The sequence below is a fragment of the Trinickia soli genome (assembly GCF_002879855.1).
GTDB lineage: Bacteria > Pseudomonadota > Gammaproteobacteria > Burkholderiales > Burkholderiaceae > Trinickia > Trinickia soli.
The window spans coordinates 132,490-156,278 of the sequence record NZ_PNYB01000013.1; the positions used below are offsets into that span (position 1 = coordinate 132,490).

Consider the following 23,789-nt stretch of genomic DNA (forward strand, 5'->3'; position numbering starts at 1 on the left):
AATTGAAAGCAATTGTTGCGCTCCATTGCCAAAATAGGAGAGGCAGGGCAACTTCGCGCAGCGGCAAGCGCGGAAAGGGGCCTTATCCCAACCCCAGGGACATCCGTTCCGGGGCTGCCGGTGCGTCACGCCGCAGCGCGACTGCTGCGTCGGATCACCCTGCCTTGCCTCGGTGCGGCCGTGTCGCGCTCGCCGCGTGAGGGACTGTTTCCACAGAGGACATGAACATGAACGCAAAAATCGCCACTCGTCTCACCGTTTTCACCGTTGCAGGCGCATTGCTTGCCGGGTGCGCCACGCAGCAGGGTACCAACACGGCCGCGGGCACGGGCATCGGCGCCGCGGTAGGCGCCGGCATCGGGGCGCTGGCCGGCGGTGGTAAGGGCGCGGCCATCGGCGCGGGTGTCGGCGCGCTGGCCGGCGGCGTCACGGGCTACAACTGGCAGGCAATCCGCAACAAGCTGTCGGGCGCATCGAAGGGCACCGGCACGCAGGTGACCGAACAGCCGGACGGCTCGCTCAAGCTGAACATTCCCAGCAACGTGACGTTCGCGACGAACAGCTACCAGATCAACCCGGCGCTTTATCCGACGCTCAACGAACTGTCGTCGCAGATGCAGCAGCACCCGGAGCTCGTGGCCGACGTGCGCGGCTATACGGATAGCACCGGCAGCGCCTCGTTGAACCAGACGCTGTCGCAAAACCGCGCGCAGAGCGTGGCTAGCTATCTGAGCCAGCATGGCGTGTCGCCGAACCGTCTCATGGCTACGGGCTACGGCCCCAACAATCCGGTGGCCGATAACGGCACCGAGACCGGTCGGGCACAAAACCGCCGCGTCGAGATCTATCTGCGCGCGACGTCGCAGCCGGCAGGCTGAGCCCGCCCCCGGGCGGTCCGCCCGGCCGCCGCGATGGGTCGGCCGGCCCGGGCGACGGGTGCGGGCCGCACCACCGGAAACGGTGACGGAAGCAGTCGGGAAGGCGGCGGTAAACGAGTCGAAAAATTTTTCGAACTCGGCAGCGTTTCGTTGGTCTTTACATACGGTACGTGGCTGGCCAACGCCGCTGCGTCACCATTCTCCTCTTGTCGTTGTTGCTCCGGGGCCGAACGCCCCGGTTTTTTTTGGCAACCTCGCTTCCCTTACACCCCCTCGCCGAGCGTCGGTCCGGCCTGGCCCGCAGCCCAGCCGTCCGGCCCACGCCGCAGCGCCATGGGCACACCGCGTGCCTGCTAAAATCGTCGCTTTCCCTCAAGCCGTTCCTCCTTCTATACGCACATGACCGTATCCGCCCCTCATTCAGCCGCGCAAGCCGGCCCGGGCGCCGCCCGCCCGAGCGCCGGCAGCCGGAGCGCCGGCCGCCGGATCGCCGGCCGCCGCATTCTCGTCACGTCCGCCCTGCCGTACGCGAACGGACAGATCCACCTCGGTCACATGGTCGAGTACATCCAGACCGACATCTGGGTGCGCGCAATGCGAATGCACGGTCATGAGATTTATTACGTCGGCGCCGACGACACGCACGGCACGCCGATCATGCTCAGTGCCGAAAAGGAAGGCATCACGCCGAAGCAGCTGATCGACCGCGTATGGCGCGAGCACACGCGCGACCTCACGAGCTTCCTCGTCTCGTTCGACAACTACTACACGACCGATTCGGAAGAAAATCGCGAACTCTGCGCAACGATCTACAGCCGGCTCGCCGAAGCCGGACTCATCGATGCGCGCGAGATCGAGCAGGCGTACGACCCCGTCAAGGAAATGTTCCTGCCGGATCGTTTCATCAAAGGCGAATGCCCGAAGTGCGGCGCGAAAGACCAATATGGCGACAGCTGCGAAGTCTGCGGTTCGACCTATCAGCCGACCGACCTCGTCAACCCGTACTCGGCCATCTCCGGCGCGACGCCGGTGCGCCGCAAGTCGACGCACTACTTCTTCCGGCTCTCGGATACGCGCTGCGAGAACTTCTTGCGCGAATGGGTCAGCGGCCTCGCGCAGCCGGAAGCCACGAACAAAATGCGCGAGTGGCTCGGCGAGGCGGGCGAGGCCAAGCTCGGTGATTGGGATATTTCGCGCGATGCGCCGTACTTCGGCTTCGAAATCCCCGGGGCGCCGGGCAAGTACTTCTACGTCTGGCTCGACGCGCCAGTCGGGTACTACGCGAGTTTCAAGAATCTGGCCGATCAGCGCGGGCTGGACTTCGAGGACTGGATCAAGCCCGGCTCGACGGCCGAGCAATACCATTTCATCGGCAAGGACATCTTGTATTTCCATACGCTGTTCTGGCCGGCCATGCTCGAGTTCGCGGGTTACCGCACGCCGACGAACGTGTTCGCGCACGGCTTCCTGACAGTCGACGGCGCCAAGATGTCGAAGTCGCGCGGCACCTTCATCACGGCCAACAGCTTTATCGAGACGGGGCTGAACCCGGAATGGCTGCGCTATTACTTCGCCGCGAAGCTGAACGCGACGATGGAAGATCTCGACCTGAATCTCGACGATTTCCAGGCGCGGGTGAATAGCGACGTGGTAGGCAAATACGTCAATATCGCCAGCCGCGCGGCGGGCTTTCTCATCAAGCGCTTCGAGGGGCGCGTGCAGGACAGCGCGATGCAGCATCCGCTGCTCGGCACGCTGCGCGCCGCGATCCCGGCAATCGCCGCCCACTACGAGGCGCGCGAGTATAGCCGCGCCGTGCGACAGACGATGGAGCTCGCCGACGCCGTGAACGGTTACGTCGATACGGCCAAGCCGTGGGATCAAGCGAAGGATCCGGCCAACGCCGCTTTGCTGCACGAAACGGTCAGCGTCAGCCTGGAAGCGTTCCGGCTGCTCACGATCGCGCTCAAGCCCGTTCTGCCGGCGCTTGCCGCCAAGGTCGAGACGTTCCTCGGCATCGCCCCGCTTACGTGGGCCGACGCCGACGTGCCGCTGTCGTCGGCTCAGCCCATCAACGCCTACCAGCACCTGATGACGCGGATCGACCCGAAGCAGATCGAGGCGCTGATTGCGGCCAATCGCACGTCGCTGCAACCGACCGAGACGGGCGCGGCCGCAGCGGCGGCGGCGGGCAAGGCCAAACAGTCGGCCGCACCGTCCGCCGAGGCGGCCAAAAGCGAAACGATCTCGATTGACGACTTCGCCAAGGTCGACCTGCGCGTCGCGCTCATCGTCGATTGCAAAGCCGTCGAAGGGTCGGAGAAGCTGTTGCAGCTGACGCTCGATGTCGGCGAGGCCGAGACGCGCAACGTCTTTTCGGGCATCAAGTCGGCTTACCGCCCCGAGGACCTGGTCGGCAAGCTGACGGTGATGGTCGCCAACCTCGCTCCGCGCAAGATGAAGTTCGGCCTGTCCGAAGGGATGGTGCTGGCCGCGTCGAGCGCCGACGAAAAGGCCGAGCCGGGTCTCTATATCCTCGAGCCGCACAGCGGCGCGAAGCCCGGCATGCGCGTGCGCTGAACGAACGGCCGGGACGGCGCTCGGGCGGCTCGGGCGCGGGGCAGTCAGTGCCGTCCGTGCCAGCCGTCGAAGCGCCGCGTGAAGTTGATGTCCACCCCTTGGAAGGTGCCCGTGTAAAGCGCGATGGACCAGAACCGTGACAGGTTCACCGTCGCCTTGAACGCATTGCTGGCCGATTGCAATCCCTGCTCGTAACCGAGCACGAGCCGCTCGTTGATCGCCTTCGACAACATCACGACCTGCGAGTCGGTCAGACCGACTTCGCTGCGTCCCACCGAAAACTCATCAAGCCCGATCGTCTGCGCGACGCGCTTGCCCGTTGCGCTGCCCAGCAGCGCCAGGGCCGTCGTCATCGAGCTCTGCTGACCGAGGTTGTTGCCCTGGTCGGTGCCGTGGCCGAACAGCAGCCACGAGAGCTTTTCGTTGTCGGCGACGTTCGGTTGCGAGACGAGCTTGACGACCGGTGCGCGCACCGTGCCCGTCACCTGCACGCCCGCCTCCACCTCCTGATTGCGGCGCATCGCCAGAATGTTGATGCCCGGGTTCGCCACCGGTCCGTTGAACGTGAAATAGCCGTTTTCGATCGCGAGCTTGCGCCCGAAGCTCGTGTAAGTGGAGCCCTCGGTCACGCCAACGTTGCCGATCGCCCGCAGCGGTTGATTCGGTGCGGACAGCGCCGTCACGGTGCCGCGCAGGCCGAGATCGGCGCCCTGCCCGCGGAAGCGGAAATCGTTGCCGAGATCGATGTCGACGCTCGCACGCGGCGCGAAGGGGCCGACAGGCTTGTTCGTCGATTCGGTGGGCCGAGGCGGCGCACCGCGCACGATCGAGTGATCGCGCACGATCACGACATCGTCGGATAAGCGCGGCGCCGGCTGCTCGGGCAAATCGAACAGCGCGTGATCGACCCGGAATCTGCCATCGATGTCGAGGCCGCCGTCCGGTCCCCCATTGGCCATCGTCGCGCTGCCCGAGAGCGAGAGGTGCCGGTCCGGCGCAGCCAGCAACTGAAGCTTGTCGGCCACGATGCGCGCCGTCAGATCGGGCTCGGCCCGGTCGAGGCGGATCCGTCCCGTCGCGCGCAGCGTGCCGTCGCCGCCGTGGAACTCGACGCGCTGCAAGTCGACGAGATTCTCGGTCAACGCAACGCGCACGATGCCCTCCTTCAGCTGCACGCCCTGATCGACGAGCGTGACCGATAAGCCATCGCCGACGAGTGCGCCCGATACCGTCGGCTTGGCCCGCGTGCCGGCCAGCACCAGGTTCAGCGCGAGGTGGCCGTCAAGCACGTAGCTCGGGCCGAACAACCCACCCGTCGTTTTCAACTGCGGCACATCGAACGCGAGCTTGCCCGCAAGCGGCGCATCGGGCGCGAGACCCAGCAGGCCCGCGCGCTCGGGAGCGGCGCTCAGCGCCGCGCCGACATTCGCATCGAACGTGCCGATGCGACTGGCCGCCGCGTGCGCGCTGACGGTCAAGCGCCGTCCGCCTTCGAAATCGGCCCGCGCCGATAGTGCGGTAATGCCCAATGCCGATGCGCCGTAGCCCGTCGACAGCGTCGCATCGCCGCTCACGCGCTCGATACGCGCGTAGCCGCTCGCGGTCCGCCCCAGCGAAAAGTTCCAATCCGCGCCCAAGATGAGATCGCTCGACAGCTTCGACGGCGTGCCCGTCAGCGTCTGTCGGATCGCGATTGCGCGCGCCACCGAGACGTTCGATGCGCTGCCGGCCGAACTCACGGCGCCATGGTCGTAGACGAACGACTTCAGATCGAGCGTCGCGCCTTCGATCACCACGCGCGTCGGGCCGAGCGTCACGCGCTCCCGGGCGGCCGACAGCGCGAGCGGCGCCTGCAACTCGAGCGCCGGCAGGCCGCGGTTGGACAGGCGCGCAAGCGAGCCATCCCAACGCAGACCGTCGCGCGTTTCGGTCACGCCGCCCGTGCCGGCGAGGGCCATGTCCACGGCGCGCCCGTTCACCGCGCCTCTCGCCTGCGCATCGAACGCGTGTTTGGCGCGCGTACCTGAGACATGCGCCGTCAAAGTCGATAGCGCAACGGGACCGGCTTGCACGTCTCGCGCCGCGGTCGACAATTCGAGTGCGCCCGCCGCACCGTCGCGAATGCGCGCGTTGCCCGTCGCAGCGCCGATACGGGTGGTGCCGATCACGACGTCGTGAGCGTTGTAGCTCAGCGTCACCTCGGGATGTGTGAGCGAGCCCGTCAAATCACCGTCCGCCAGGACGGCGCCTGCGACGCCGAGGCCCAGCCGATCGAGCCGCGGCGCGTCGACATGAAAGCGCAGCCGGTCGCCGGCCCCGCCAAAGCTGCCGTGCAGTTCGACGTCGTTGCCCGCGATCGACAGCGTCGCGTTGCTCGGCAGCAGCCTCGTCCCGGCCAGCTCGATCGTGCCGCCGCCCGTCAAAGGGAAGCCGTCGTACATGCTGTCGCCAAGTTCGAAACGCAATTTGGTTGAGAGCGACGGCGCGAGTGCGCCTGCCGCGCTGAATCGGCCCGTCACACGCGCTTGAACGGGATGGCCGGCGTTCACAGCGCGTGCTCGCGCCTGTTTCGCTCTTGCGGTGGCGGTGGCCGTTGCCGCACCCGGGCCCGTCGATTTCGCTTTTGCGGCTGGAGCGCGCACCGTGGGCAGGTCTTGCGCGACGACGAGCCGCGGGTCGAAATTCGTGAGGGTCGCGCTCAGGTCGTAGCGGCGCCGCTCATCCCGCCCCAAGGCACCCTTCAGTTCCAAACGCCCGTCCCCCGCGTCGATGCGCACCTGTTCGAACGCAATGCGCGCACGCTCCAACGCGACATGTGCTCTGGCGCGCAAGCCTGCTCGTGCATCGGTCAGGTCGAGCGAAATGGATTGCGTCGCCCGGTCCAACGTGAGGGCGATCGGCCCCGAGAACGATGTCGGCCGCAGGTATGGCGTGAACGTCGCCACGTCGACGCCGTTCGCCGTGAGATCGAAGCGTCCGTGACCCTGCGAAAATCTGCCGCTCCCCGTCAGCGTGGCATCGTGAATGAGGCGCAGGCGCAAGTTGTCGAGCCGTTGCGCGCGCGCATCGAGGTAGACATCGGCGCGCGCCTCCACAAGCGGCAAACGATGCTCGCTCAAAGGGCCCGGCGCTGCGTTGACGATCGAGACGGGACCGGTCACGACGAGCGGCCCGGCGCCGGGGACCGGCGCCAGGACCGCATTGAGCGAAAGATCGCCTTGCGGCGCACCGGCGCTGAGGACGCGCGGATCGACGTGGTCGAACGCGATCGTGGCGCGCTTGAGCGGCACGGCCGCGAACGGCATGGCCTCCACATGGGCGCGGCCCGTCAATTTCATGCCGTTGGCGACGACATCGGACGTCAACGCTTCGAGCGAACCGGATAGCTTGGCCTGCACCTGCGCCGGCGCGCCGGCGAGCATGCCCGAGGCCGACAAGCCGCCGGTCAACGGAAACGGTCGCAGGCCGTCGAGTGCGAGCTGCGCCGAGAGCGTGCCGTACGCGGTATCGAGGCCGTCGATCGACAGCGCGTGATGGCGGCCGTCGCTGCGGCCTCGAATGCGCAAGCGATCGATCTCGGTTGTCGACGCGGCGCCGCGCACGAGCAGCTTGTCGACGGTGACCGCGCGCAGGTCGAGCTCGATCGGCGAGCGCAGATCGCGCGGCAATTGCATCGGCGCGCTGCTCGCCGAGGGTGCGAAGTGCGCGTCGATCGTCCCGATATGCAGCGACTCCACGGTCAGCCGCCAGGGCGAACGCGTCAGCTCCCACCGGCCCGACAGGCGATCGATGCGAATATCGGTGGGCGGTGCGCCGGCCGGGCCCGCGCGCTCGCGCCAGCGCACATCGGCCAGCGTCACGCCGCGCGCAAGCGTGCCGCCTTCGAATACCCCCGTGAGCCGGCCGCCAGTGAGCGCAACAGCCGAGCGCCAGAGCGTTCGCGTGCCGGGCTCGGTCGCGAGCGCACCGTAGAGCGCCGCACCGATGAAGACCACGAAGAGTGCCACGCCGAACGCAGCCCATGCGAGCGCACGTCGGGCGCGATGCCTGCGCCGCGATGCACGGGGCTCCGGCTCCTGAGGCGCACCCGGCGCTCCGGCGCCGCCCGCGTCAGCCCCGGCCCCGGCTCTGGCCGAGTCTGGAGCTTCGTCGTGCGGGGGCGGCGGAGAATCGTGCGTCATGCGAGGGCGTCCGTATGCGATTTCAGAAAGCGATGCCGAGCGTCAGGTACGGCCGCACGCTGCGGTTGCGCAGGCCATACGCCACATCGACGTTGATCGGGCCAACCGGGCTGCGCCAGCGCGCGCCGATGCCGGCCCCGGGATAGAAGACGCGCTCGCCCCACGTGTCCGTCGCTGCACCGATGTCGTAGAAAACGGCCGCGCCCCAATCGTGCGAGAACCAGTGTTGATATTCGGCCGTGGCCGTCACGAGGTATTTCGTCGGCAGCACGGAGCCGCCGACATTGTTGCCGATGCTCTGAAAACCGTAGCCGCGCACCGAATTCGAGCCGCCCGCTCGGAACAGCAGCGACGCCGGCACCCCGGTCGAGCCGCCGCTCGTAAATACGCCGCCGAGCTCGGCGCGCACGAGGAACAGGTCACGCTTGAACAGCGGCACATACTGCACGCCGCGCGCATAGCCGCGCGTGAAGGTTTGATCCGTGGCGAAGCCCTTGATGGCAAAGCCGGCTTCGACATGCAACAGATTGCCCTTGCGCGGAAACAACGGATCGTCGACGTTGCGCCGCGTCCATGACCATTGCGGCACGAGCGCATGGCTCGTGGTCGGGGCCGCCACATTCTGGTCCAGGCGGTCGGCGTAGTACTGCAGCGAGTAAGCGTAATCGATGAATTGCGCAGTGCGGGTGCGCTGCACCCCGGCGCGCGCACTGAAGATACGCGTGCCGGAGACCTGGGTGTTCGTGTACGACGCGAGCGCGGCGTTGGTCCAGCCGCGCTGGCCGGGCGGCATCGCCAGTTGGACCTGCCCGTATTGTTGAATCTGATCGATCCGGCCTTGAACCGAAAACGGCCAGGCGGCGCCGAACGTGTCGAGGTACGTGTAAGCGCCTTGGACGTGTGCGCCCGTATCGGTTGCATAGCCGACGCCCCCGCGCACGCTGTTGTACGGGTACTCGCTCACCTTCACATGGATCGGCGTGTCGTTCGGCTTGGTCGTGTCGCTATCGACGTCGATCGCGACGCTCGCATAGTACGGGGTGTTCTGCAGTTGCCGCTGCAATTCGGCGATGCGGTCGGCATCGTAGACCTCCCCGAGCGAGAGCGGATTGACGTTCGTCACGATGCGCTCCGGGTAGCGACGCACACCGGATACATCGAGCGGGCCCAGCGTGAAGGTCGGCCCGCTCTCGAACGCGACTGACAGCGCCGCCTGGCGGCTCCGGGGATCGATGCGCGCTTGCGAGCGAGCGATCTTCGCGCCCAGATAGCGGCGCGCCTGCAGCGCCTTCAGCGCCGCCTCCTTGGCGTCGGTCCAGCCCGACTGCGTGAAAGGATCGCCGGCATGGAGCGAGAACGCAAAGCGTGCCGCGTTCTCGCGCTTCGGGTCTTCGTTTCGGATCGGCCCGTCGAACGTCAGGTCGACCGATGACACGAGCGTCCGCGGCCCCGGATCGACGTGGACCGTGACGTCCTTCCGGCCTTTGCCGCCTGGACGCACGTCCGTGCGCACGACAGGCGAGAAGTAGCCGTCGGTCGCGGCCAGATCGCGCACCTGCTGCGGCGTGGCCGTCACGAGAAAGTCGAATTGGTCGTCGGTGACGTCGTCGCGCGACGCGAAGCGCGCCAGATCGAGATGCTTCTCCAGCAGCTTGCGCATGGGGCGCGGCGCATCGATCGTGATGTCGTATTTCGCGGCCGCCGGCGCCGACAGCAATGCGAGCAACGCACTGAGCGCGAGCCGCCGCCACACGGACCACACGGACCGCACGGGCCACACGGGCCGCCCACGCCGCCCAGCCGGCGCCTCGGCGCACGCGCCTCGCCCCGTGCGAGACGAATCGATCGCGACTTCCCGCAAATAGGATCTCCCAAGGTTTAACGGTATCCGGCGCGGGCACAGCCGGTAATCAACGGTACGCAGCCGGGTCGCAGCGGCGCCCGTCCGTCCGTCCGATCGCCTCGCTTCGGCAGGCCGCGTTGCCCCGTTTGCTTCGCCCTCCGTGGCGCGCCGTCAAGCGACTCAAGCGGACTCAAGCGACCCGTGACGCGACTGCGCCGACGAAGGCGACCATTTGACCATAACGACCGTGCATCGAGCCACCCACCCCTTCGGGCGCGCGGCCAGCGCGCCGAGGCGAGCCGACCGCGTGCCGGACGCGCTCCAACAGTGCCACTTCAACCGCGTCGCGCCGAGCTGCGCCGTACCGACTGCGCGCCCGCTTTCGACGCCCGCCCGGCTCCGGTGTTCCCTGCGGGCGGCATGCGTTAAAATCGCAGCTTGCTCGAAGTGGCACGCCCGTCGCTTTGTCCCCATTTTCAGGATGATTGAATCATGTTGTACCAATCGGACATCACGCAGTTCATCAACCAACTCAAGCAGCAGAAGCCGGCGCTCGAAGACGAACAGCGCCGCGGCCGCTCGCTGCTGTGGGACAAGCAGCCGATCGATCTCGAAGAGCGCTCGACGCAGCAGCAAGCGGGCGTGAAGCAGACGCCGTACGTCTACTACCAGAACTTCTGAACGTGAACGCCGCCGACGAGGGGCAGCGCGGGAATGCGGCGCTGACTGCGCCCGCGACCGACACGACGCCCGACACCGTCGACGGCATCGCTTTCGCACGCCTGTACGGCGAGCCGCTGTTCAAGCTGCCGCAGGATCTGTATATCCCGCCCGATGCGCTCGAGGTGTTTCTCGAGACGTTCGAGGGTCCGCTCGATCTGTTGCTGTACCTGATCCGCAAGCAGAACTTCAACGTGCTCGACATCCCGATGGCGGATGTGACCGCACAGTATCTGGGCTACGTCGAGCAACTGCGCAAGACCAATCTCGAACTGGCGTCGGAATACCTGTTGATGGCCGCGATGCTGATCGAGATCAAGTCGCGCATGCTGCTGCCCGTGAAGAAGGCCGATACGGGCGAAGAGGCCGAAGATCCGCGCGCCGAACTCGTGCGGCGCCTGCTCGAATACGAGCGCATGAAGCTTGCGGCGCAGCGGCTCGACCAGTTGCCGCAGCTCGGGCGCGATTTTCTGCGCGCCGAGGTCTACATCGAGCAGAGCATAGCGCCGCGGTTTCCCGACGTGGCGATCGACGATCTGCGCGCGGCCTGGGCGGACGTGCTCAAGCGCGCCAAGCTCGTGCAGCATCACAAGATCTCGCGCGAGGAGCTGTCGGTCCGCGAGCACATGAGCCTGATTCTGCGGCGGCTGCAGAACGCGCGCTTCGTCGAGTTCTCCGAACTGTTCGAGGTCGCTCGCGGCGTGCCCGTCGTCATCGTCAATTTCATCGCCATGCTCGAATTGGCGCGGGAATCGCTGATCGAAATTACCCAACCCGAGCCCTTTGCACCGATTTACGTGCGCCTCGCGTACCTGCCCGCATAACGGGCCGACGCACAGCGCCGCCCGCTCCTGTTCCCCGAGCTACCGCTCGATGTCAGGGGCCGTCAAATCCACTTACAATCGGCGCGCCTTCAATCTGCCGGCGTCGCGCGCGCCTTACTCGTCCGTCATGAAAGTCATCAGCTCGATCCAGGAATTGCGCGACCAGTTGCGCGGCCAAAACCGAACGGCCTTCGTCCCGACGATGGGCAACCTGCATGAAGGTCACCTATCGCTGATGCGCCTGGCGCGCCAGCACGGCGACCCGGTCGTTGCGAGCATCTTCGTCAATCGTCTGCAGTTTGGGCCGAACGAGGATTTCGACCAATACCCGCGCACGCTCGAAGCCGATATCGAAAAGCTTCAGAAGGAAAACGTCTACGTGCTGTTCGCGCCGACCGAGCGCGATATGTATCCGCAGCCGCAGGAGTACCGCGTTCACCCGCCGCACGGCCTGGGCGATATCCTCGAAGGCGAGTTTCGCCCCGGGTTTTTCACGGGCGTCTGCACCGTCGTCATGAAACTGATGTCATGCGTGCAACCGCGCGTGGCGGTATTCGGTAAGAAGGATTATCAGCAGCTCATGATCGTGCGGCAGATGTGCCAGCAGTTCGCGCTGCCGACCGACATCATCGCAGCCGAAACCGTGCGCGACACCGATGGGCTGGCCCTGAGCTCGCGCAATCGCTATCTGACCGAAACCGAGCGCGCCGAAGCGCCGATGCTCGCCGCTACGCTCGCGCGCGTGCGCGAAAGCGTCCTCGGTGGCCGGCGCGATTTCGTCGCCCTCGAACGCGAAGCGATGGACAGCCTCGCGGCGCGCGGCTGGACGCCGGACTACATCGCCGTGCGCAAGCGCGCCGACCTGCTCGCGCCGGGCGCGGACGACCTCGATGCGCCGCTCGTCATTCTGGCCGCGGCCAAGCTCGGGGCGACGCGCCTCATCGACAACCTCGAAATCTGACGCTCGCCGCAAGCGGGGCAATCGTCTGCACGAAGGAAGGGAAGACCATGCAACGACACATGCTGAAATCGAAGATCCACCGCGCCGTGGTCACGCACTGCGAGCTCCATTACGAAGGCTCGTGCGCGATCGACGAAGATTTGCTCGACGCCTCGGGTATCGTCGAAAACGAGCGCATCGACATTTGGAACGTCAACAACGGCGAACGCTTTTCGACTTACGCAATCCGCGGCGAACGCGGCAGCGGCATGATCTCGCTGAACGGCTCAGCCGCCCGCCGTGCGCAGCTGGGCGATCTCGTCATCATTGCGGCATTCGCGATGGTCGACGACGCCGAGCTGAAGGCCGGCTGGGAACCGAAGCTCGTCTTCGTCGACGATCAAAACAAGATCAAGGGCAGCCGCGCGCACGTGCCCGTGCAAAGCTGGACCTGAGCGGCGCGGCCGCCTCGCGCGGCCCATCCCGGCGCCGCCGCACGGCCGCGGGCGCGGCGCAGGCCAAACCCGGGCGCTACGGCGCCCGCGCCAGATTCACATGGCGCTCGAGCTCATTTCGACGCCCACGCCGTGATCGGCTCCCACTGTTCCAGATCTTTCTCGACGCGGCTTTGCGGCACGTCCCACAGCGTGAGGCCATGCGCGGCCAATTGCACGTAATTCTGGGTGTCACGCAGAAAGCCGAGCACGGGCAATTCGAGGCTTTCGACGAAGCGATGCAGTTGCTCGGCCGAGCGCGTACGCGCGTCGACTCGCATGCCGACCACGCCCACTTCGATCGCCCCCTTGCGCACGGCCTTTTCTTTGGCGAGCCGTTCGAGGAAGTGCTGCGTCGCCAGGATATCGAACATCGACGGTTGCAACGGCACCACCACTTTATCGGCCAATTCGAGCGCCGCGGAGAGCCGGGCGCCATGCAGCCCGGCCGGCGTGTCGACGACGGCGCGCTCGAGCCCCCTCGGCGGTTTCGCCGGTGCGTCGGGGTCGACGCGCCAGGTTTCGATGGGGGGCAGCCCCTCGGGCCGCAAGGCGAGCCATCCGTGCGACGACTGCTGCCGATCGAGGTCGGCCAGCGCCACCCATTCGCCGCTCGCCGCGAAGGCGCCGGCCAGGTTCGTCGACAGTGTGCTCTTGCCCACGCCGCCTTTGGGGTTCGCTACCACGATCACCGTCATGAACACTCCCGAGTAGAAGACCGCTTCCCGAGCGGCCGGTTGGCCGGTTGCGCCTCCGGGCCGGTCTCGTCAGGCAGGCCGTTCAACGCGTTACGCTGTCAAAATGCATCGCGACTCCCGATAATATCGGCAAATCGGGCTACCGTCCCTATCTCGAAGAGGCACCTCCTATGTCGACCCTACGCTCCGACTACACGATCGAGACCATCCACGAGCACCAGGAGGGGACACTGCCCGAACTGCTTGGCGTGCGCATCGTCGCGCTCGCACAAGGCACGCTGACCGGCAAGCTCGCCGTGCGGCCGCAATTGCTGGCGCCGAACGGATTCCTCCATGCGGCGACCGTGATCGGCCTCGCCGACACCTGCTGCGGGTACGCCTGCATGGCGCATCTGCCCGAACATGCGCGCGGCTTCACGACGATCGAGCTCAAGAGCAACTTTCTCGGCACCTGCCGCGCCGGCACCGTGCGCGCAGTCGCAAGCGCCGTTCACCTGGGGCGCAGCACGCATGTTTGGGATGCCTCCGTATTCGATCCCGACGGCCATACGATCGCCCTGTTCCGTTGCACGCAGATGATTTTGAATTGAGGCCCTGCGCGTCGAGCGAGCGATCGAACGAACGGCGCCGCGCGGTTTCTCTGCATCTGGCGACATCTGGCTAAAATCGCGCGATGACCCAGCCCGATCTGACTTTCATCCTCGGCGGCGCGCGCTCCGGCAAGAGCAGCCACGCCGAACGCCTTGCCGCGGCCACCGCGCGCCCCGTGACCTACGTCGCGACGGCGCGTGCATCCGACGACGCCGAGTTTGCCGCGCGCATTGCGCATCACCGCGACCGAAGGCCGGCCGATTGGCGCGTGGTCGAAGCCGATCTCGATCTTGCCAGCGCAATCTCGGCAGCCGACGATGGCCATCGCTGCATCCTCGTCGACTGCCTGACGCTATGGCTCGCCAATCTGCTTTGCCCCGCGAGCGGTGAGCCGGACGCACCGCCGTGCGACGGCTTCGCCAACTATCTCGACGCCCTGGAAGCCGCACTCGCGCAAGCAAGCGGCCCGATCATCGTCGTCAGCAACGAAATCGGGATGGGGGTCGTGCCGCTTGGAGCCCTCACCCGTCGCTATGTCGACGAACTCGGGCGGCTCAATCAACGTGTCGCGTCGCTCGCGCGCGAGGTCACGCTGATGGTGGCCGGACTGGCGATGACGGTCAAAGGGGAGCGGGCACGATGAGCCGCCTGGCTGCGCGCCTCGCCATCCTGCTCGCGCTTGCATGCGGCTTGACGCTGGGTGTCGCGCCGCCCGCCGGCGCCTCGGTTGCCGTCACCGACGACGCGGGCGAACGCGTGACGCTGCCTGCGCCAGCGCGCCGCGTCGTCGCCCTGTCGCCGCACGCGGTGGAACTCGTCTATGCAGCGGGCGGCGGCGCGATGCTCGTCGGCGCCGTGTCTTACAGCGACTACCCGAGCATCGCCAAAACCTTGCCACGCGTGGGCGACAACAACGCACTCGATCTCGAACGCATCGTCGCACTCAAGCCGGATCTCGTGATCGTCTGGCGTCACGGCAACGACGAACGGCAACTCGATCGGCTGCGCGCACTCGGCATCGCGCTTTATCACAGCGAACCGCGCAAGCTCGACGATGTCGCGACCGACCTCGTCGCACTGGGCGCACTGCTCGGCACGACGCAACGAGCGAATGCGGCGGCCGCCGACTTTCGCGCGAAAATCGCCGCACTGCGCGCGCAATATACGGGGCGCTCGCCCGTCAGCGTGTTCTACCAGGTGTGGGACGATCCGCTCATGACACTGAACGGCACGCATATCGTCAGCGACATCATCGAGATGTGCGCCGGCCGCAACGTGTTCGCAGGGCTCGCGCCGCTCGTGCCGACCGTATCGACGGAAGCCGTCGTCGCCGCCAATCCCGAAGCGATCGTCACGACGAGCCAGGGGGCCACGCGCGCCGACGCGCCGCTGCCGAGCCTCGCGCTGTGGCGCGCCTGGCCGCGCATGACAGCCGTGGCGCACGGCAACCTGTTCGCCATCGACGGCGATCTCATCAACCGGCCCGGCCCACGTATCGCGCAAGGCGCCGAGCAACTCTGCCGTGCGTTGGAAGCCGCGCGCGAACATCGGCCGCACACCGGTGCAGCGCTCACGCGCTGAAGCGCTGAAGCGCGCGCCGTGCAGCCGCGCCACGCTCAAACGTTCCAATGCAACAGGCGCCACCCCTGGCCACCCGGGTCGCGGCGCAGCCATACCACGGCGCCCATTTCCAACGGCCATTTCAGCGTCTCTTCCAACGGCTTGCCGAGCGCGAGAGACGCAATCATGCGCATGACGCCGGCGTGCGTCACCGCGTGAACATGCGACGTCGGTGCAGTCGTCGTCGCTCGCCACAGTTCGAGCCAGCCGCCGACGCGAGCCTCGAATTGCTCGACGCTCTCGCCGCCATGCATCCTTGCGTGACGCAGATCGGCGGCCCAGGCGTCGAGCGCGGCACGATCGATCGCATCCCAGCGTTGCCCTTCCCAGGCGCCGAAGTCGATTTCCTGCAGCCGCGCGTCGACGCCGACGAGGCAATCGAAATGCCGCGCGAGCCCGCCCGCCAGATGCGCGCACCGTTGCAACGGACTTGTCGTCAATTGCTGCGGCGACGGGACGCCGAGCGCCGCGAGTCGCCCCGCAATCGCGCTTGCCGATTCGTCGGCATCGACGGCCAGCGGCACGTCGGTGCGGCCGTAGCAGATGCTGGCGTCGATCGCGGGCGGCGGATGGCGGATTAGAACGAGATCCACGCGAGCGAGCACAAGTAGAGCGTCAGTTCGAAGATCTGCTGAGCGAACCCGAGGCAATCGCCCGTATAGCCGCCCAGCCTGCGCGTGAAGTAACGGCCGAGAACGAACCGCAAAGCAATGGCCACGGCCAGCCCGAACACGGCCGCGCGCCAGTCGGGCACCAACAGCCACGGCAACCCGAGCGCCAGCACGACAACCAGCGAGCGCTTCGACATACGCCGCGCCACGCTTTTTGCTTTGCCCTCTTCGCGCGCGTAATCGTGCGTCGCCATATAGCTTGCGGCGAGCGCGCGACTGGCCGCATGCGCGCCCACCATCGTCCAAGCGGCCGTCTCCGCGGGCAGCGCGGCGAGCGCCTGCCATTTGAGCGCGAGCGTCATGACGAGGCCGATGGCGCCGAATGCACCCAGGCGCGGATCGCGCATGATGCGCAGCGCATCGTCGCGCGTCATGGCGCCGCCGAGTCCGTCGCAACAATCGGCGAGGCCGTCTTCGTGCAACGCTCCCGTCAACAGCAAGGTGGCGGCCATCGAAAGCAATACGGCGACGCTCGCGGGAAACACGAGTAGCGCCGCGAGGTAGACGAGCGCACCCACCGCGCCGACGAGTGCGCCGACCAGCGAGAAATAACGCGCCGCCCCTGCCAGACTGCCCGAATCGAGCGCGATCGCACCGGGGATCGGCACGCGCGTGAAATAGCCGAACGCGGCGATCACGTAGCGGAGCTCGATGCGCAACGCGGCTCGCCGCGCGGCGGTCGCAGCCTGTGCGCGCGACCGCACGCGCCGCGCCTCGAGCCCGGTCTCCCGCGCCGCGCCTGCCTGGCCGAACCGCGTGGGGCGGGCGGTGTCACGGCGCGGCCCGTGCGCGTCGGTCATCTCGCCTCGCGCCCGGCGACGCCGGCCGACTCGAAGCTCGCCATCTCATTGAGGAACGCGACCGCGGCGTGCAGCAGGGGCACAGCGAGCGCGGCGCCCGTCCCTTCGCCGAGCCGCATGTCGAGCGCGAGCAACGGCTTGGCGCCGAAGTGGTCGAGCATGCGTCGATGGCCGGCTTCGTTCGATACATGCGCGAATACACAGTAGTCACGCACGGCCGGCGCAATCGCGTCGGCCACGACGAGCGCCGCCGTTGCGATGAAGCCGTCGACAAGGATCGTCATCTTCGCCTCGGCCGCGGCCAGGTACGCGCCCACCATCATTGCGATTTCAAAGCCGCCGAACGTAGCCAGCACGTCGATCGGTTCGATTGCATCGCGATGCAACGCGAGCGCCGACGCGAGCACATTGCGCTTGCGCGCGAGCCCCGCATTGTCGAGACCGGTGCCGCGACCGACGCAGTCGTCGATCGGCACCGCGCACAAGCGGCTCATGAGGCAGGCGGCCGACGACGTATTGCCGATCCCCATCTCGCCCAAGCCGATCACGTTCGTGCCGAGCCCCGCATGGTGGCGGACGCGGGCAGCGCCCGCTCGCAACGCTGCCCACGCCTGCTCCACGGTCATGGCGCGCTCGCGGGCGAAATTGCGCGTGCCGGGTCCGATCGGCACATCGACAAGGCCGTGCAACGGCGCGAGTGGTGTCGCGACACCCGCATTGACCACTTCAAGCGTCAAGCCCGAGACGCGGCTGATGGCGTTGATGGCCGCTCCTCCCGACAGGAAGTTCGCCACCATTTGCGCGGTCACGGCCTGGGGGTAAGGGCTCACGCCCTCTTGGGCGATCCCGTGATCGGCCGCGAACACGATCATCGTCGGACGCTCGATCGTGGGACGAAGGGTTCGCTGAATCATGCCCATCTGGCGCGCGAGCACTTCGAGCATGCCGAGGCTGCCTTGCGGCTTCGTCTTGGCGTCGATGGTGCGCGACAGGTCGTCTCGCAGCGAACGATCGAGCGGTTCGACGACGGGCAACGGAAGAGGTGCGTTCATACTCAATTCGATGTGGTAGCCAGCGAGGCGCGAGCGGTCGTGCCAAGGTTGACCGGGCGCGCTTCGTCAAGCCGACACGATACTCGCATGCACGGACTGCATTCAATTCGGTAAAACCGCATTGTCCGGCCGGGCAGACGTCAGGGTCATCACTATCTGAAATGGCCGACGCCCCGCACGGTGAACGCTTTCAGCGCGACGCACCCGGCAGCGCCGGCACGAGCGCCTCGTGGCCGCCCTGTTCGATCAGTACCAGGGGATACCCGAATGCGCGGCTTGCGAGCGCCGGCGAGAGCACATCGCGTGCCGCGCCCGCGTGCGCAACGCCGTTGCCTTCGAGCAGCAGCGCGTGCGTCGCGAAGCGTCGGGCCAGATTGAGGTCGTGGCATGAAAATACGATCGTGCGCGGCAACGCATGCGTCCATTGCACGAGCGCCGTCAAACAATCGATCTGATGGTGCCAGTCGAGGAATGCCAGCGGCTCGTCGAGCAATAGCAACGGCGCGTCCTGGCAGAGCGCGGCGGCCAATGCGACGCGCTGCCGTTCGCCGCCCGAGAGCGACAACACATCACGCGATGCCAGGGCCGCAAGACCGAGCGTGTCGAGCGCCACCTGGGCGGCCGCGCGGTCCGCCGGACGCTCCCACCCCCAGCCGGTCAAATGCGGAAAGCGATTGAGCAACACGATATCGAGCACGCTCGCGCCGAATGCATCGTGCGAGTGTTGCGGCATCAGCGCCCGCCGTCGTGCGAGCGCCGCGCCCGGCCACGCATCGATGCGCTCGCCGTCGACTTCGACATGTCCGCCGGCAGGCCGCGCGAGGCCGGCCAGTGTCGTCATGAGCGTCGTCTTGCCCGCACCGTTCGGGCCTGCCACGCACCAGATTTCGCCCGGATAGAACGTATGCGTGAAGTCTTCGAGCAGCAAACGCTCGCCTGCCCGCAGCGTCAGATGCAGAGCCGATAGGGACGCGGGACGCGTGCCTGCGTCGATGCCCGAAAGCGACTTCATCGGCGGCTCCGGAGCAACATCCAAAGAAAGACCGGCACGCCGACGAGTGCGGTCACGACGCCGACCGGCAGTTGCGCCGGCGCAATCGCCGTGCGCGCGACGAGGTCCGCGCTCATCACGGCAATACCGCCGGCGAGCGCGCTGGCCGGCACGAGCATGCGTTGGTCGTTGCCGAGCACGAGCCGCAGCGCGTGCGGCACGACGAGACCGACGAAGCCGATCGTGCCGGCCGTCGTCACGCTTGCCGCGGCGGCAAGCGAGGCAACGATGTAAATACGCAGTCTCAACCGTGCCGCGGGCACGCCGAGTGACGAAGCCAATGCGTCGCCGCGCAGCAAGACGTTCAATTGCGGCGCGACCGGCACCGACGCTGCGAGCGCGATCGCGAGCGCGGCGAGCGCAGGCCACGGATTGCCCGCGCCGTTCAAATCGCCGGTGAGCCAGAACACGATGCCGCGCAACCGGTCGTCGGGCGCGAGCGCGATGATGAGCGTGATGAGCGCGCCCCATCCCGTCGCGACGACGACACCGGTCAGCAGCAAGCGCGGTGACGCCTCCTGCCGTTCGCCGCGCCGGAATTCGCGCCGCGCGAGGCCAAGCACGAGCGCGATCGATAACAGCGCGCCGCCGAACGAGGCCAGATCGACGAGCCACCACGCGCATCCGAAGAACAGCGCGGCCACCGCAAACGCGGCCGCGCCGCCCGATACGCCTAATACATAAGGCTCGGCCAACGGATTGCGCAACAGCACCTGCAGCAACGCGCCGGCGAGCGCGAGCAATGCCCCGCAACTGAAACCGGCCAGTGCGCGCGGCAAGCGCAGCGTCCGCACGATTTCCCCGGCGACATCGCCCGGCTGCCCGATCCCTACGACGTGCGAAGGCCCATGCACGAGCGCAAGCACGGCTTGCCACGGCGAAATCGCCACGCTGCCCAGCGCAAGCGCGGCCGCGAAGACGACGAACCCGACCAACGCGAGCGCGATCCAGACCCCCGCGGCGCGCCGTGCGCTCATTGCTGCTGCCACCCTATCGTGATGAACGCGCTGCGGCGCGGCGTGTTGTAGGTATAAGCGAGCTCATAGTTCTTGTCGAACAGGTTGTCGATGTGGGCGCTCACGTACCAGGCCTTCGTGATGTCATAGCGTGCCGACAAATTGACGAGGCCGAACCCCGCGAGATTCACGCCGCTGTCATTGCGCACTCCGCTGACGATCCACTCGCCGCCGACGCGCCAGCCGCCGAACGAGCGATTCGCCGAAAACGACGCAAAATGCCGCGCGCGTCGCGGCAAGTCGACGCCGGCATCTTCGTCGACGGGATTTTGCAGTGTAAACGCCGCGCGCACACGGGTCTTGCCGACGCTGCCGCTCCACGAGCCCTCGAGCCCCTGGACTTTCGCCCGCCCGACGTTTTCGGCGATATAGAACAAGCCGCCTTGTGTCGGAACGTAATTGATCAGATCGCTGTAGCGCGTTTGAAACGCCGTGAGCCGCAACACGCCGAGTTCATCGGATGCATACTGCAGCGCCGCCTCGACCGAATGGCTGCGCTCGGGGCGGATCGACGGATTGCCGCTGCCGGGGAAGTACAGATCGTCGAAGCTCGGCGCGCGAAATGCGCTCGAATAGCTTGCCGTCGCCTTCCAATGCTCGGTGAAGTCGAACCCATAGCCCAGATAGTAGGTGTTCGCACCGCCGAAGTCCGAATATTGATCGCGCCGCACGTTGGCCTGAATCTGGCTTGCACCGAAGCGCGCCGTGTAGCCGGCGAACACCGAGTTCACATGACGGTCGGGCGCCGCGAACTGATCGGAATCGAGACTTTGATCGAGCCGCTCATAGCCGAGCTGCAGCTTCTGTTGCGCGGCGAGCTTGAAGTCGTTCTGCCATGTGAACTGACGATTGTCGGTATCGAAACGTTCGTTGTAGACCCCGTTCGTCTTGTCGACCGCGCGATCGTCGCCGAGCGCCGCGGTCAGGTGCGTCGTCCACCAGTCGGTGAGCTTGCCGTTGGCGAAAACTGATGCCTCGCGCACTTTGCTATAAAGATAGTTGACATCGGTCGGCGCGCCGAACGCACTGTCGAAGCTGTCTTTCCCGTTCGATTGGAAATAACGGACGCCCGCGTCCCAGTGCTCGTCGAACTTGTGGCGCACCATGGCCGACACCGTTTCGTTCAAATACCCGTCGGCGCCCGGGTTCGCGCTCGGCGCGAGCGCAGGATCGATCGCCGAGAACCCATCGTCCTTGGAACGAGAAACGCTGAAGCTGAACGTCGTCTTGCCGTCCTTGTCGAGCGCGCCGTTGACGCCGGCCTGTTGCGTTTGCGTGTGATAGCTGCCGTAGCCGACCGAGAAATTGAAACGCGGCGGATGATTGCCGCCGTCCTTCGTGAACACCTGCACGACCCCGCCCATCGCACCCGAGCCGTAGAGCGCCGAGACATCGCCGTTGACGATTTCGACATGATCGACGTCGGACAGCGGAATCTGCCCGATTTGAGCCTGGCCCAGACTGACCGAGTCGACGCGCACGCCGTCGATCAACACAAGCGACTGCGTGGCCGAGCCGCCGCGCAGAAACAGCGTCGCGTTCGAGCCGGGCGGGCCGTTGCGGATGATTTGCGCACCCGGAGCCTGTGCGAGCAGGCCAGGCAGATCCGTGGCCGTGGAATCGGCGATATCCTGACGCGAGAAGCGTGTCGTTTGCGGAATGGCTTCGGCGAGCGGCTGCGGCCCGCGCTGGGCGGTAACGACAATCGGCTCGAGCGCGCCGCCGTTGGCGGTGGAGGCGTCGGCAGCAACGGATTGCGCGGGTGCGGGCACGGCCGCAGCGGCATCGGCTGGCGCAACATCGGCGGGTGAAGCGGCGTGGTTGTTCGGGTTGCTCTGTGCGAACGCAATGAGCGGCAGACCGGCGAGCGCAAGCAGCGCCGCACGGACGGAAGGCGTGGACATCGTGTGGTTTTCCTGTGGGATCGGCACGCAGCCTGCTCCCCGCAGACTGCTTTGTCATCGAGCGATGCCGCACATGCGACGCGACGCCATGATGTGCGATGCGCGGCGCGAGTGCGGCCGCACTCCCCCTCTGGCCGGTATCCGGGCTGACGACGAACCGCATCCGCCTTCCCACGTGGATGGCGCAGTGGCGTTGGATGGGTGTCGCGCGGCCGGTTTTGAGCGCCGCGCGTGTCGCTTACCGTTGGCGGGGGCAGCACAGGTTGGCTGGTCCGAGCGGACTTCGCTCCCTGTTTCCCGTTTAACCGCGCGCAAGGACAGCCCGGCGCGCGAGCACCAAAGTGCCGCCAGTGTAGGAGCGGGGGCAAGGGGCGTCAAGAATGCCCGAAATGCTTGCAAACCCCGTGCGAAATCACGCGTTCTGCAAAAAAAGCCTACAACGGTTACGTCTCGATACGAGACAGCGAGCGGAGGCGGACACATTTAGCGCTAAAATGCGGGGTCTTTAGAGGACGCAGCAGATGCTCAACGAACTCGAAACCCTCTCACAAAATATCGGCCGGCTGATCGCGATCAACGAGCGCCAGCAGCAGGCACGCCATGCGCTCGAAGAGCAACTCGCGCAATTGCGTCAAGAAAACGAGGCAGTCCATGCCGAACTCGCGCTGGTGCGCGAAGCGCGCAATGCACTGCAGGCCGAACGCGATGCGCTCGTTGCCAAGATCGACGACGCGCAAGTGCGTCTGAATGCGATCCTCGAAAAACTGCCGCGCGCGAAGGGCCCGTACGATGCCGACAGCCAGCTCGATCTGCTCGCGACGCAGCAGGGACAGAGCGACACAAGCGCGGCTGGCGCGCAGCATGGAGAAGATGCATGACGACGAAACAGATCGAAGCCACGATTCTCGGCCAAAGCTATCGCCTCGCCTGCTCGCCGGATACCGAAGCCGCGCTGCTCGAAGCGGTGGCGCGCGTCGATGCCGAGATGACGAAAATCCGCTCGATGAGCAACGTGCGCGGCACCGATCGCATTGCCGTGATGGCGGCGCTCTCGCTCGCTTCGGAATTGCTGAAGCTGCAATATAGCGTGCGTCACGGTGAGGCTTTCCCTGCGGAAGAAATCAGGCGTACAATGCGCCAAATGAACGAAAAGCTCGGTGCGGTGCTGGATCAACACGAAGCACTGTAACGGGCGGCGGTTCTCAAATAACAGGTTTTACGGCTTCCCTGCCTGGTTCGCCAAGGTCATAGATTCCTTGAACCAATGCCATGTGCATGGTTGCGGAAATTTGTAGCACGGGCGTGCGCGTCACTCTGTCTGATGTACCCGAAGTGCTGCTAACTGCGACCAATTCTGAACCTCAGGTTCAGGATGCCGGCCTAGCGGCTAAGGCGGGGACTTTATTCAACGGCATCGGTACTCCCGATGCCGTTTTCATTTGCGGTCTGCCTCTATGCGCTACTGGCTCATGAAGTCCGAACCGGACGAAGCAAGCATCGACCACCTCGCCGCCGCGCCGAAGCGCACCCTGCCCTGGACGGGCGTGCGCAATTATCAGGCTCGCAATTTCATGCGCGACATGATGGGAATTGGCGACGGCGTGCTCTTCTATCATTCGAGTTGTCCGGAACCTGGCATTGCCGGCATTGCCGAAGTCGTGTCGGGTCCGTATCCCGATCCGACACAATTCGACCCCAAGAGTCCTTACTACGATGCGAAATCGACACGGGAAACGCCGCGCTGGATGCTGGTCGACGTGCGCTTCGTGAAGAAGACGCCGCTTGTTCCGCTGGCGCGGTTGCGTGCGCATCCCGAGCTCGCACAGATGCGCGTGTTGGCCAAAGGCAACCGGCTTTCGATCACGCCCGTGACCGAAGACGAGTGGCGTTTCATCACGAAGCAGCTGACGTAGAGCCAGCGTAAGA

General features: G+C 66.2%; 21 protein-coding genes, 1 other RNA gene and 1 riboswitch. Of the genes, 13 read left to right on the forward strand and 9 right to left on the reverse strand.

Features of this window, described 5'->3' with window-relative positions; genetic code table 11:
* The first annotated feature begins 227 nt into the window (after positions 1 to 227).
* Positions 228 to 878: a YiaD family glycine zipper/OmpA-like lipoprotein gene (locus C0Z19_RS16605; RefSeq protein WP_102610969.1), complete on the forward strand. Its 651-nt coding sequence runs from the start codon at positions 228 to 230 to the stop codon at positions 876 to 878.
* Positions 879 to 1,277: 399 nt separating this feature from the next.
* Positions 1,278 to 3,458, forward strand: coding sequence for a methionine--tRNA ligase (gene metG / locus C0Z19_RS16610; RefSeq protein WP_102610929.1), 2,181 nt, complete (start codon positions 1,278 to 1,280; stop codon positions 3,456 to 3,458).
* Between the two features lie 44 nt (positions 3,459 to 3,502).
* Here metG and C0Z19_RS16615 read toward each other — a convergent pair whose 3' ends face one another.
* Both C0Z19_RS16615 and C0Z19_RS16620 read right to left on the reverse strand, forming a co-directional pair.
* On the reverse strand, positions 3,503 to 7,639 hold the full coding sequence (locus tag C0Z19_RS16615; protein WP_102610930.1) for a translocation/assembly module TamB domain-containing protein: 4,137 nt from the start codon (positions 7,637 to 7,639) through the stop codon (positions 3,503 to 3,505).
* Positions 7,640 to 7,661: 22 nt separating this feature from the next.
* Positions 7,662 to 9,401: an autotransporter assembly complex protein TamA gene (locus tag C0Z19_RS16620; RefSeq protein WP_438947150.1), complete on the reverse strand. Its 1,740-nt coding sequence runs from the start codon at positions 9,399 to 9,401 to the stop codon at positions 7,662 to 7,664.
* Positions 9,402 to 9,974: 573 nt separating this feature from the next.
* Between C0Z19_RS16620 and C0Z19_RS16625 the strand changes: the two genes are divergently transcribed.
* From C0Z19_RS16625 to panD, 4 genes are all read left to right on the forward strand, one after another.
* Positions 9,975 to 10,163 carry a DUF3460 family protein gene (locus C0Z19_RS16625; protein ID WP_102610931.1) on the forward strand — a complete coding sequence of 63 codons (189 nt, stop codon included), beginning with the start codon at positions 9,975 to 9,977 and terminating at the stop codon, positions 10,161 to 10,163.
* 2 nt (positions 10,164 to 10,165) lie between these two features.
* The gene (locus C0Z19_RS16630) at positions 10,166 to 11,026 is read left to right on the forward strand and encodes a segregation and condensation protein A (protein WP_102610932.1); all 861 of its coding nucleotides are present in this window, start codon (positions 10,166 to 10,168) and stop codon (positions 11,024 to 11,026) included.
* A 127-nt stretch (positions 11,027 to 11,153) separates the two neighbouring features.
* A complete protein-coding gene (panC, locus tag C0Z19_RS16635) occupies positions 11,154 to 11,987 on the forward strand; it encodes a pantoate--beta-alanine ligase (protein WP_102610971.1) in 834 nt (277 codons plus the stop codon).
* Positions 11,988 to 12,034: 47 nt separating this feature from the next.
* Positions 12,035 to 12,421, forward strand: coding sequence for an aspartate 1-decarboxylase (gene panD / locus C0Z19_RS16640; protein ID WP_102610933.1), 387 nt, complete (start codon positions 12,035 to 12,037; stop codon positions 12,419 to 12,421).
* Between the two features lie 113 nt (positions 12,422 to 12,534).
* Here the strand turns inward: panD and C0Z19_RS16645 are convergent, their stop codons facing one another.
* A complete protein-coding gene (locus C0Z19_RS16645) occupies positions 12,535 to 13,158 on the reverse strand; it encodes a ParA family protein (RefSeq protein WP_102610934.1) in 624 nt (207 codons plus the stop codon).
* Positions 13,159 to 13,328: 170 nt separating this feature from the next.
* Between C0Z19_RS16645 and C0Z19_RS16650 the strand changes: the two genes are divergently transcribed.
* The 3 genes from C0Z19_RS16650 to C0Z19_RS16660 all read left to right on the forward strand — a co-directional run bounded on the left by C0Z19_RS16650 (position 13,329) and on the right by C0Z19_RS16660 (position 15,330).
* On the forward strand, positions 13,329 to 13,748 hold the full coding sequence (locus C0Z19_RS16650; protein ID WP_102610935.1) for a PaaI family thioesterase: 420 nt from the start codon (positions 13,329 to 13,331) through the stop codon (positions 13,746 to 13,748).
* A gap of 83 nt (positions 13,749 to 13,831) precedes the next feature.
* Positions 13,832 to 14,392 carry a bifunctional adenosylcobinamide kinase/adenosylcobinamide-phosphate guanylyltransferase gene (gene cobU / locus C0Z19_RS16655; protein WP_102610936.1) on the forward strand — a complete coding sequence of 187 codons (561 nt, stop codon included), beginning with the start codon at positions 13,832 to 13,834 and terminating at the stop codon, positions 14,390 to 14,392.
* Positions 14,389 to 15,330 carry a cobalamin-binding protein gene (locus C0Z19_RS16660; RefSeq protein WP_102610937.1) on the forward strand — a complete coding sequence of 314 codons (942 nt, stop codon included), beginning with the start codon at positions 14,389 to 14,391 and terminating at the stop codon, positions 15,328 to 15,330. Before cobU ends, C0Z19_RS16660 begins: the two co-directional genes overlap by 4 nt.
* Positions 15,331 to 15,365: 35 nt before the next feature.
* Here C0Z19_RS16660 and cobC read toward each other — a convergent pair whose 3' ends face one another.
* The 6 genes from cobC to C0Z19_RS16690 form a co-directional block, all read right to left on the reverse strand.
* The gene (cobC, locus tag C0Z19_RS16665; protein ID WP_102610972.1) at positions 15,366 to 15,962 is read right to left on the reverse strand and encodes an alpha-ribazole phosphatase; all 597 of its coding nucleotides are present in this window, start codon (positions 15,960 to 15,962) and stop codon (positions 15,366 to 15,368) included.
* Entirely contained in the window at positions 15,947 to 16,840 is an 894-nt protein-coding gene (locus C0Z19_RS16670; protein ID WP_102610938.1) for an adenosylcobinamide-GDP ribazoletransferase, read from the reverse strand. Before C0Z19_RS16670 ends, cobC begins: the two co-directional genes overlap by 16 nt.
* Positions 16,837 to 17,892: a nicotinate-nucleotide--dimethylbenzimidazole phosphoribosyltransferase gene (gene cobT, locus C0Z19_RS16675; RefSeq protein WP_102610939.1), complete on the reverse strand. Its 1,056-nt coding sequence runs from the start codon at positions 17,890 to 17,892 to the stop codon at positions 16,837 to 16,839. The genes C0Z19_RS16670 and cobT overlap by 4 nt, the downstream gene beginning before the upstream one ends.
* 190 nt (positions 17,893 to 18,082) lie before the next feature.
* On the reverse strand, positions 18,083 to 18,904 hold the full coding sequence (locus C0Z19_RS16680) for an ABC transporter ATP-binding protein (RefSeq protein WP_102610940.1): 822 nt from the start codon (positions 18,902 to 18,904) through the stop codon (positions 18,083 to 18,085).
* On the reverse strand, positions 18,901 to 19,920 hold the full coding sequence (locus C0Z19_RS16685) for a FecCD family ABC transporter permease (RefSeq protein WP_102610941.1): 1,020 nt from the start codon (positions 19,918 to 19,920) through the stop codon (positions 18,901 to 18,903). Before C0Z19_RS16685 ends, C0Z19_RS16680 begins: the two co-directional genes overlap by 4 nt.
* Positions 19,917 to 21,863 (reverse strand): TonB-dependent receptor plug domain-containing protein, encoded by a 1,947-nt coding sequence (locus C0Z19_RS16690; RefSeq protein ID WP_102610973.1) that lies wholly within the window; start codon positions 21,861 to 21,863, stop codon positions 19,917 to 19,919. Before C0Z19_RS16690 ends, C0Z19_RS16685 begins: the two co-directional genes overlap by 4 nt.
* Positions 21,864 to 21,978: 115 nt before the next feature.
* Positions 21,979 to 22,218: riboswitch (cobalamin riboswitch) on the reverse strand.
* 166 nt (positions 22,219 to 22,384) lie between these two features.
* On the opposite strand from C0Z19_RS16690, the gene C0Z19_RS16695 reads away from it, so the two are divergent.
* The 4 genes from C0Z19_RS16695 to C0Z19_RS16710 all read left to right on the forward strand — a co-directional run bounded on the left by C0Z19_RS16695 (position 22,385) and on the right by C0Z19_RS16710 (position 23,776).
* A complete protein-coding gene (locus C0Z19_RS16695; protein ID WP_102610942.1) occupies positions 22,385 to 22,741 on the forward strand; it encodes an ATPase in 357 nt (118 codons plus the stop codon).
* Positions 22,738 to 23,052 carry a cell division protein ZapA gene (locus C0Z19_RS16700; protein ID WP_102610943.1) on the forward strand — a complete coding sequence of 105 codons (315 nt, stop codon included), beginning with the start codon at positions 22,738 to 22,740 and terminating at the stop codon, positions 23,050 to 23,052. Before C0Z19_RS16695 ends, C0Z19_RS16700 begins: the two co-directional genes overlap by 4 nt.
* A gap of 32 nt (positions 23,053 to 23,084) precedes the next feature.
* Positions 23,085 to 23,266, forward strand: a non-coding RNA gene (gene ssrS, locus C0Z19_RS16705) — 6S RNA.
* Between the two features lie 51 nt (positions 23,267 to 23,317).
* Complete coding sequence (locus C0Z19_RS16710; RefSeq protein WP_102610944.1) at positions 23,318 to 23,776, forward strand: EVE domain-containing protein; 459 nt, start codon at positions 23,318 to 23,320, stop codon at positions 23,774 to 23,776.
* Positions 23,777 to 23,789 lie beyond the last annotated feature (13 nt).

Coding starts and splice junctions, on each gene's coding strand:
- cobU (WP_102610936.1), top strand. CDS start 13,832: ATGACCCAGCCCGATCTGACTTTCATCCTCGGCGGCGCGCGCTCCGGC.
- C0Z19_RS16670 (WP_102610938.1), bottom strand. CDS start 16,840: ATGACCGACGCGCACGGGCCGCGCCGTGACACCGCCCGCCCCACGCGG.
- C0Z19_RS16615 (WP_102610930.1), bottom strand. CDS start 7,639: ATGACGCACGATTCTCCGCCGCCCCCGCACGACGAAGCTCCAGACTCG.
- C0Z19_RS16680 (WP_102610940.1), bottom strand. CDS start 18,904: ATGAAGTCGCTTTCGGGCATCGACGCAGGCACGCGTCCCGCGTCCCTA.
- C0Z19_RS16645 (WP_102610934.1), bottom strand. CDS start 13,158: ATGACGGTGATCGTGGTAGCGAACCCCAAAGGCGGCGTGGGCAAGAGC.
- C0Z19_RS16650 (WP_102610935.1), top strand. CDS start 13,329: ATGTCGACCCTACGCTCCGACTACACGATCGAGACCATCCACGAGCAC.
- cobT (WP_102610939.1), bottom strand. CDS start 17,892: ATGAACGCACCTCTTCCGTTGCCCGTCGTCGAACCGCTCGATCGTTCG.
- C0Z19_RS16700 (WP_102610943.1), top strand. CDS start 22,738: ATGACGACGAAACAGATCGAAGCCACGATTCTCGGCCAAAGCTATCGC.
- C0Z19_RS16695 (WP_102610942.1), top strand. CDS start 22,385: ATGCTCAACGAACTCGAAACCCTCTCACAAAATATCGGCCGGCTGATC.
- panC (WP_102610971.1), top strand. CDS start 11,154: ATGAAAGTCATCAGCTCGATCCAGGAATTGCGCGACCAGTTGCGCGGC.
- metG (WP_102610929.1), top strand. CDS start 1,278: ATGACCGTATCCGCCCCTCATTCAGCCGCGCAAGCCGGCCCGGGCGCC.
- C0Z19_RS16690 (WP_102610973.1), bottom strand. CDS start 21,863: ATGTCCACGCCTTCCGTCCGTGCGGCGCTGCTTGCGCTCGCCGGTCTG.
- C0Z19_RS16605 (WP_102610969.1), top strand. CDS start 228: ATGAACGCAAAAATCGCCACTCGTCTCACCGTTTTCACCGTTGCAGGC.
- C0Z19_RS16625 (WP_102610931.1), top strand. CDS start 9,975: ATGTTGTACCAATCGGACATCACGCAGTTCATCAACCAACTCAAGCAG.
- C0Z19_RS16660 (WP_102610937.1), top strand. CDS start 14,389: ATGAGCCGCCTGGCTGCGCGCCTCGCCATCCTGCTCGCGCTTGCATGC.
- panD (WP_102610933.1), top strand. CDS start 12,035: ATGCAACGACACATGCTGAAATCGAAGATCCACCGCGCCGTGGTCACG.
- C0Z19_RS16685 (WP_102610941.1), bottom strand. CDS start 19,920: ATGAGCGCACGGCGCGCCGCGGGGGTCTGGATCGCGCTCGCGTTGGTC.
- C0Z19_RS16710 (WP_102610944.1), top strand. CDS start 23,318: ATGCGCTACTGGCTCATGAAGTCCGAACCGGACGAAGCAAGCATCGAC.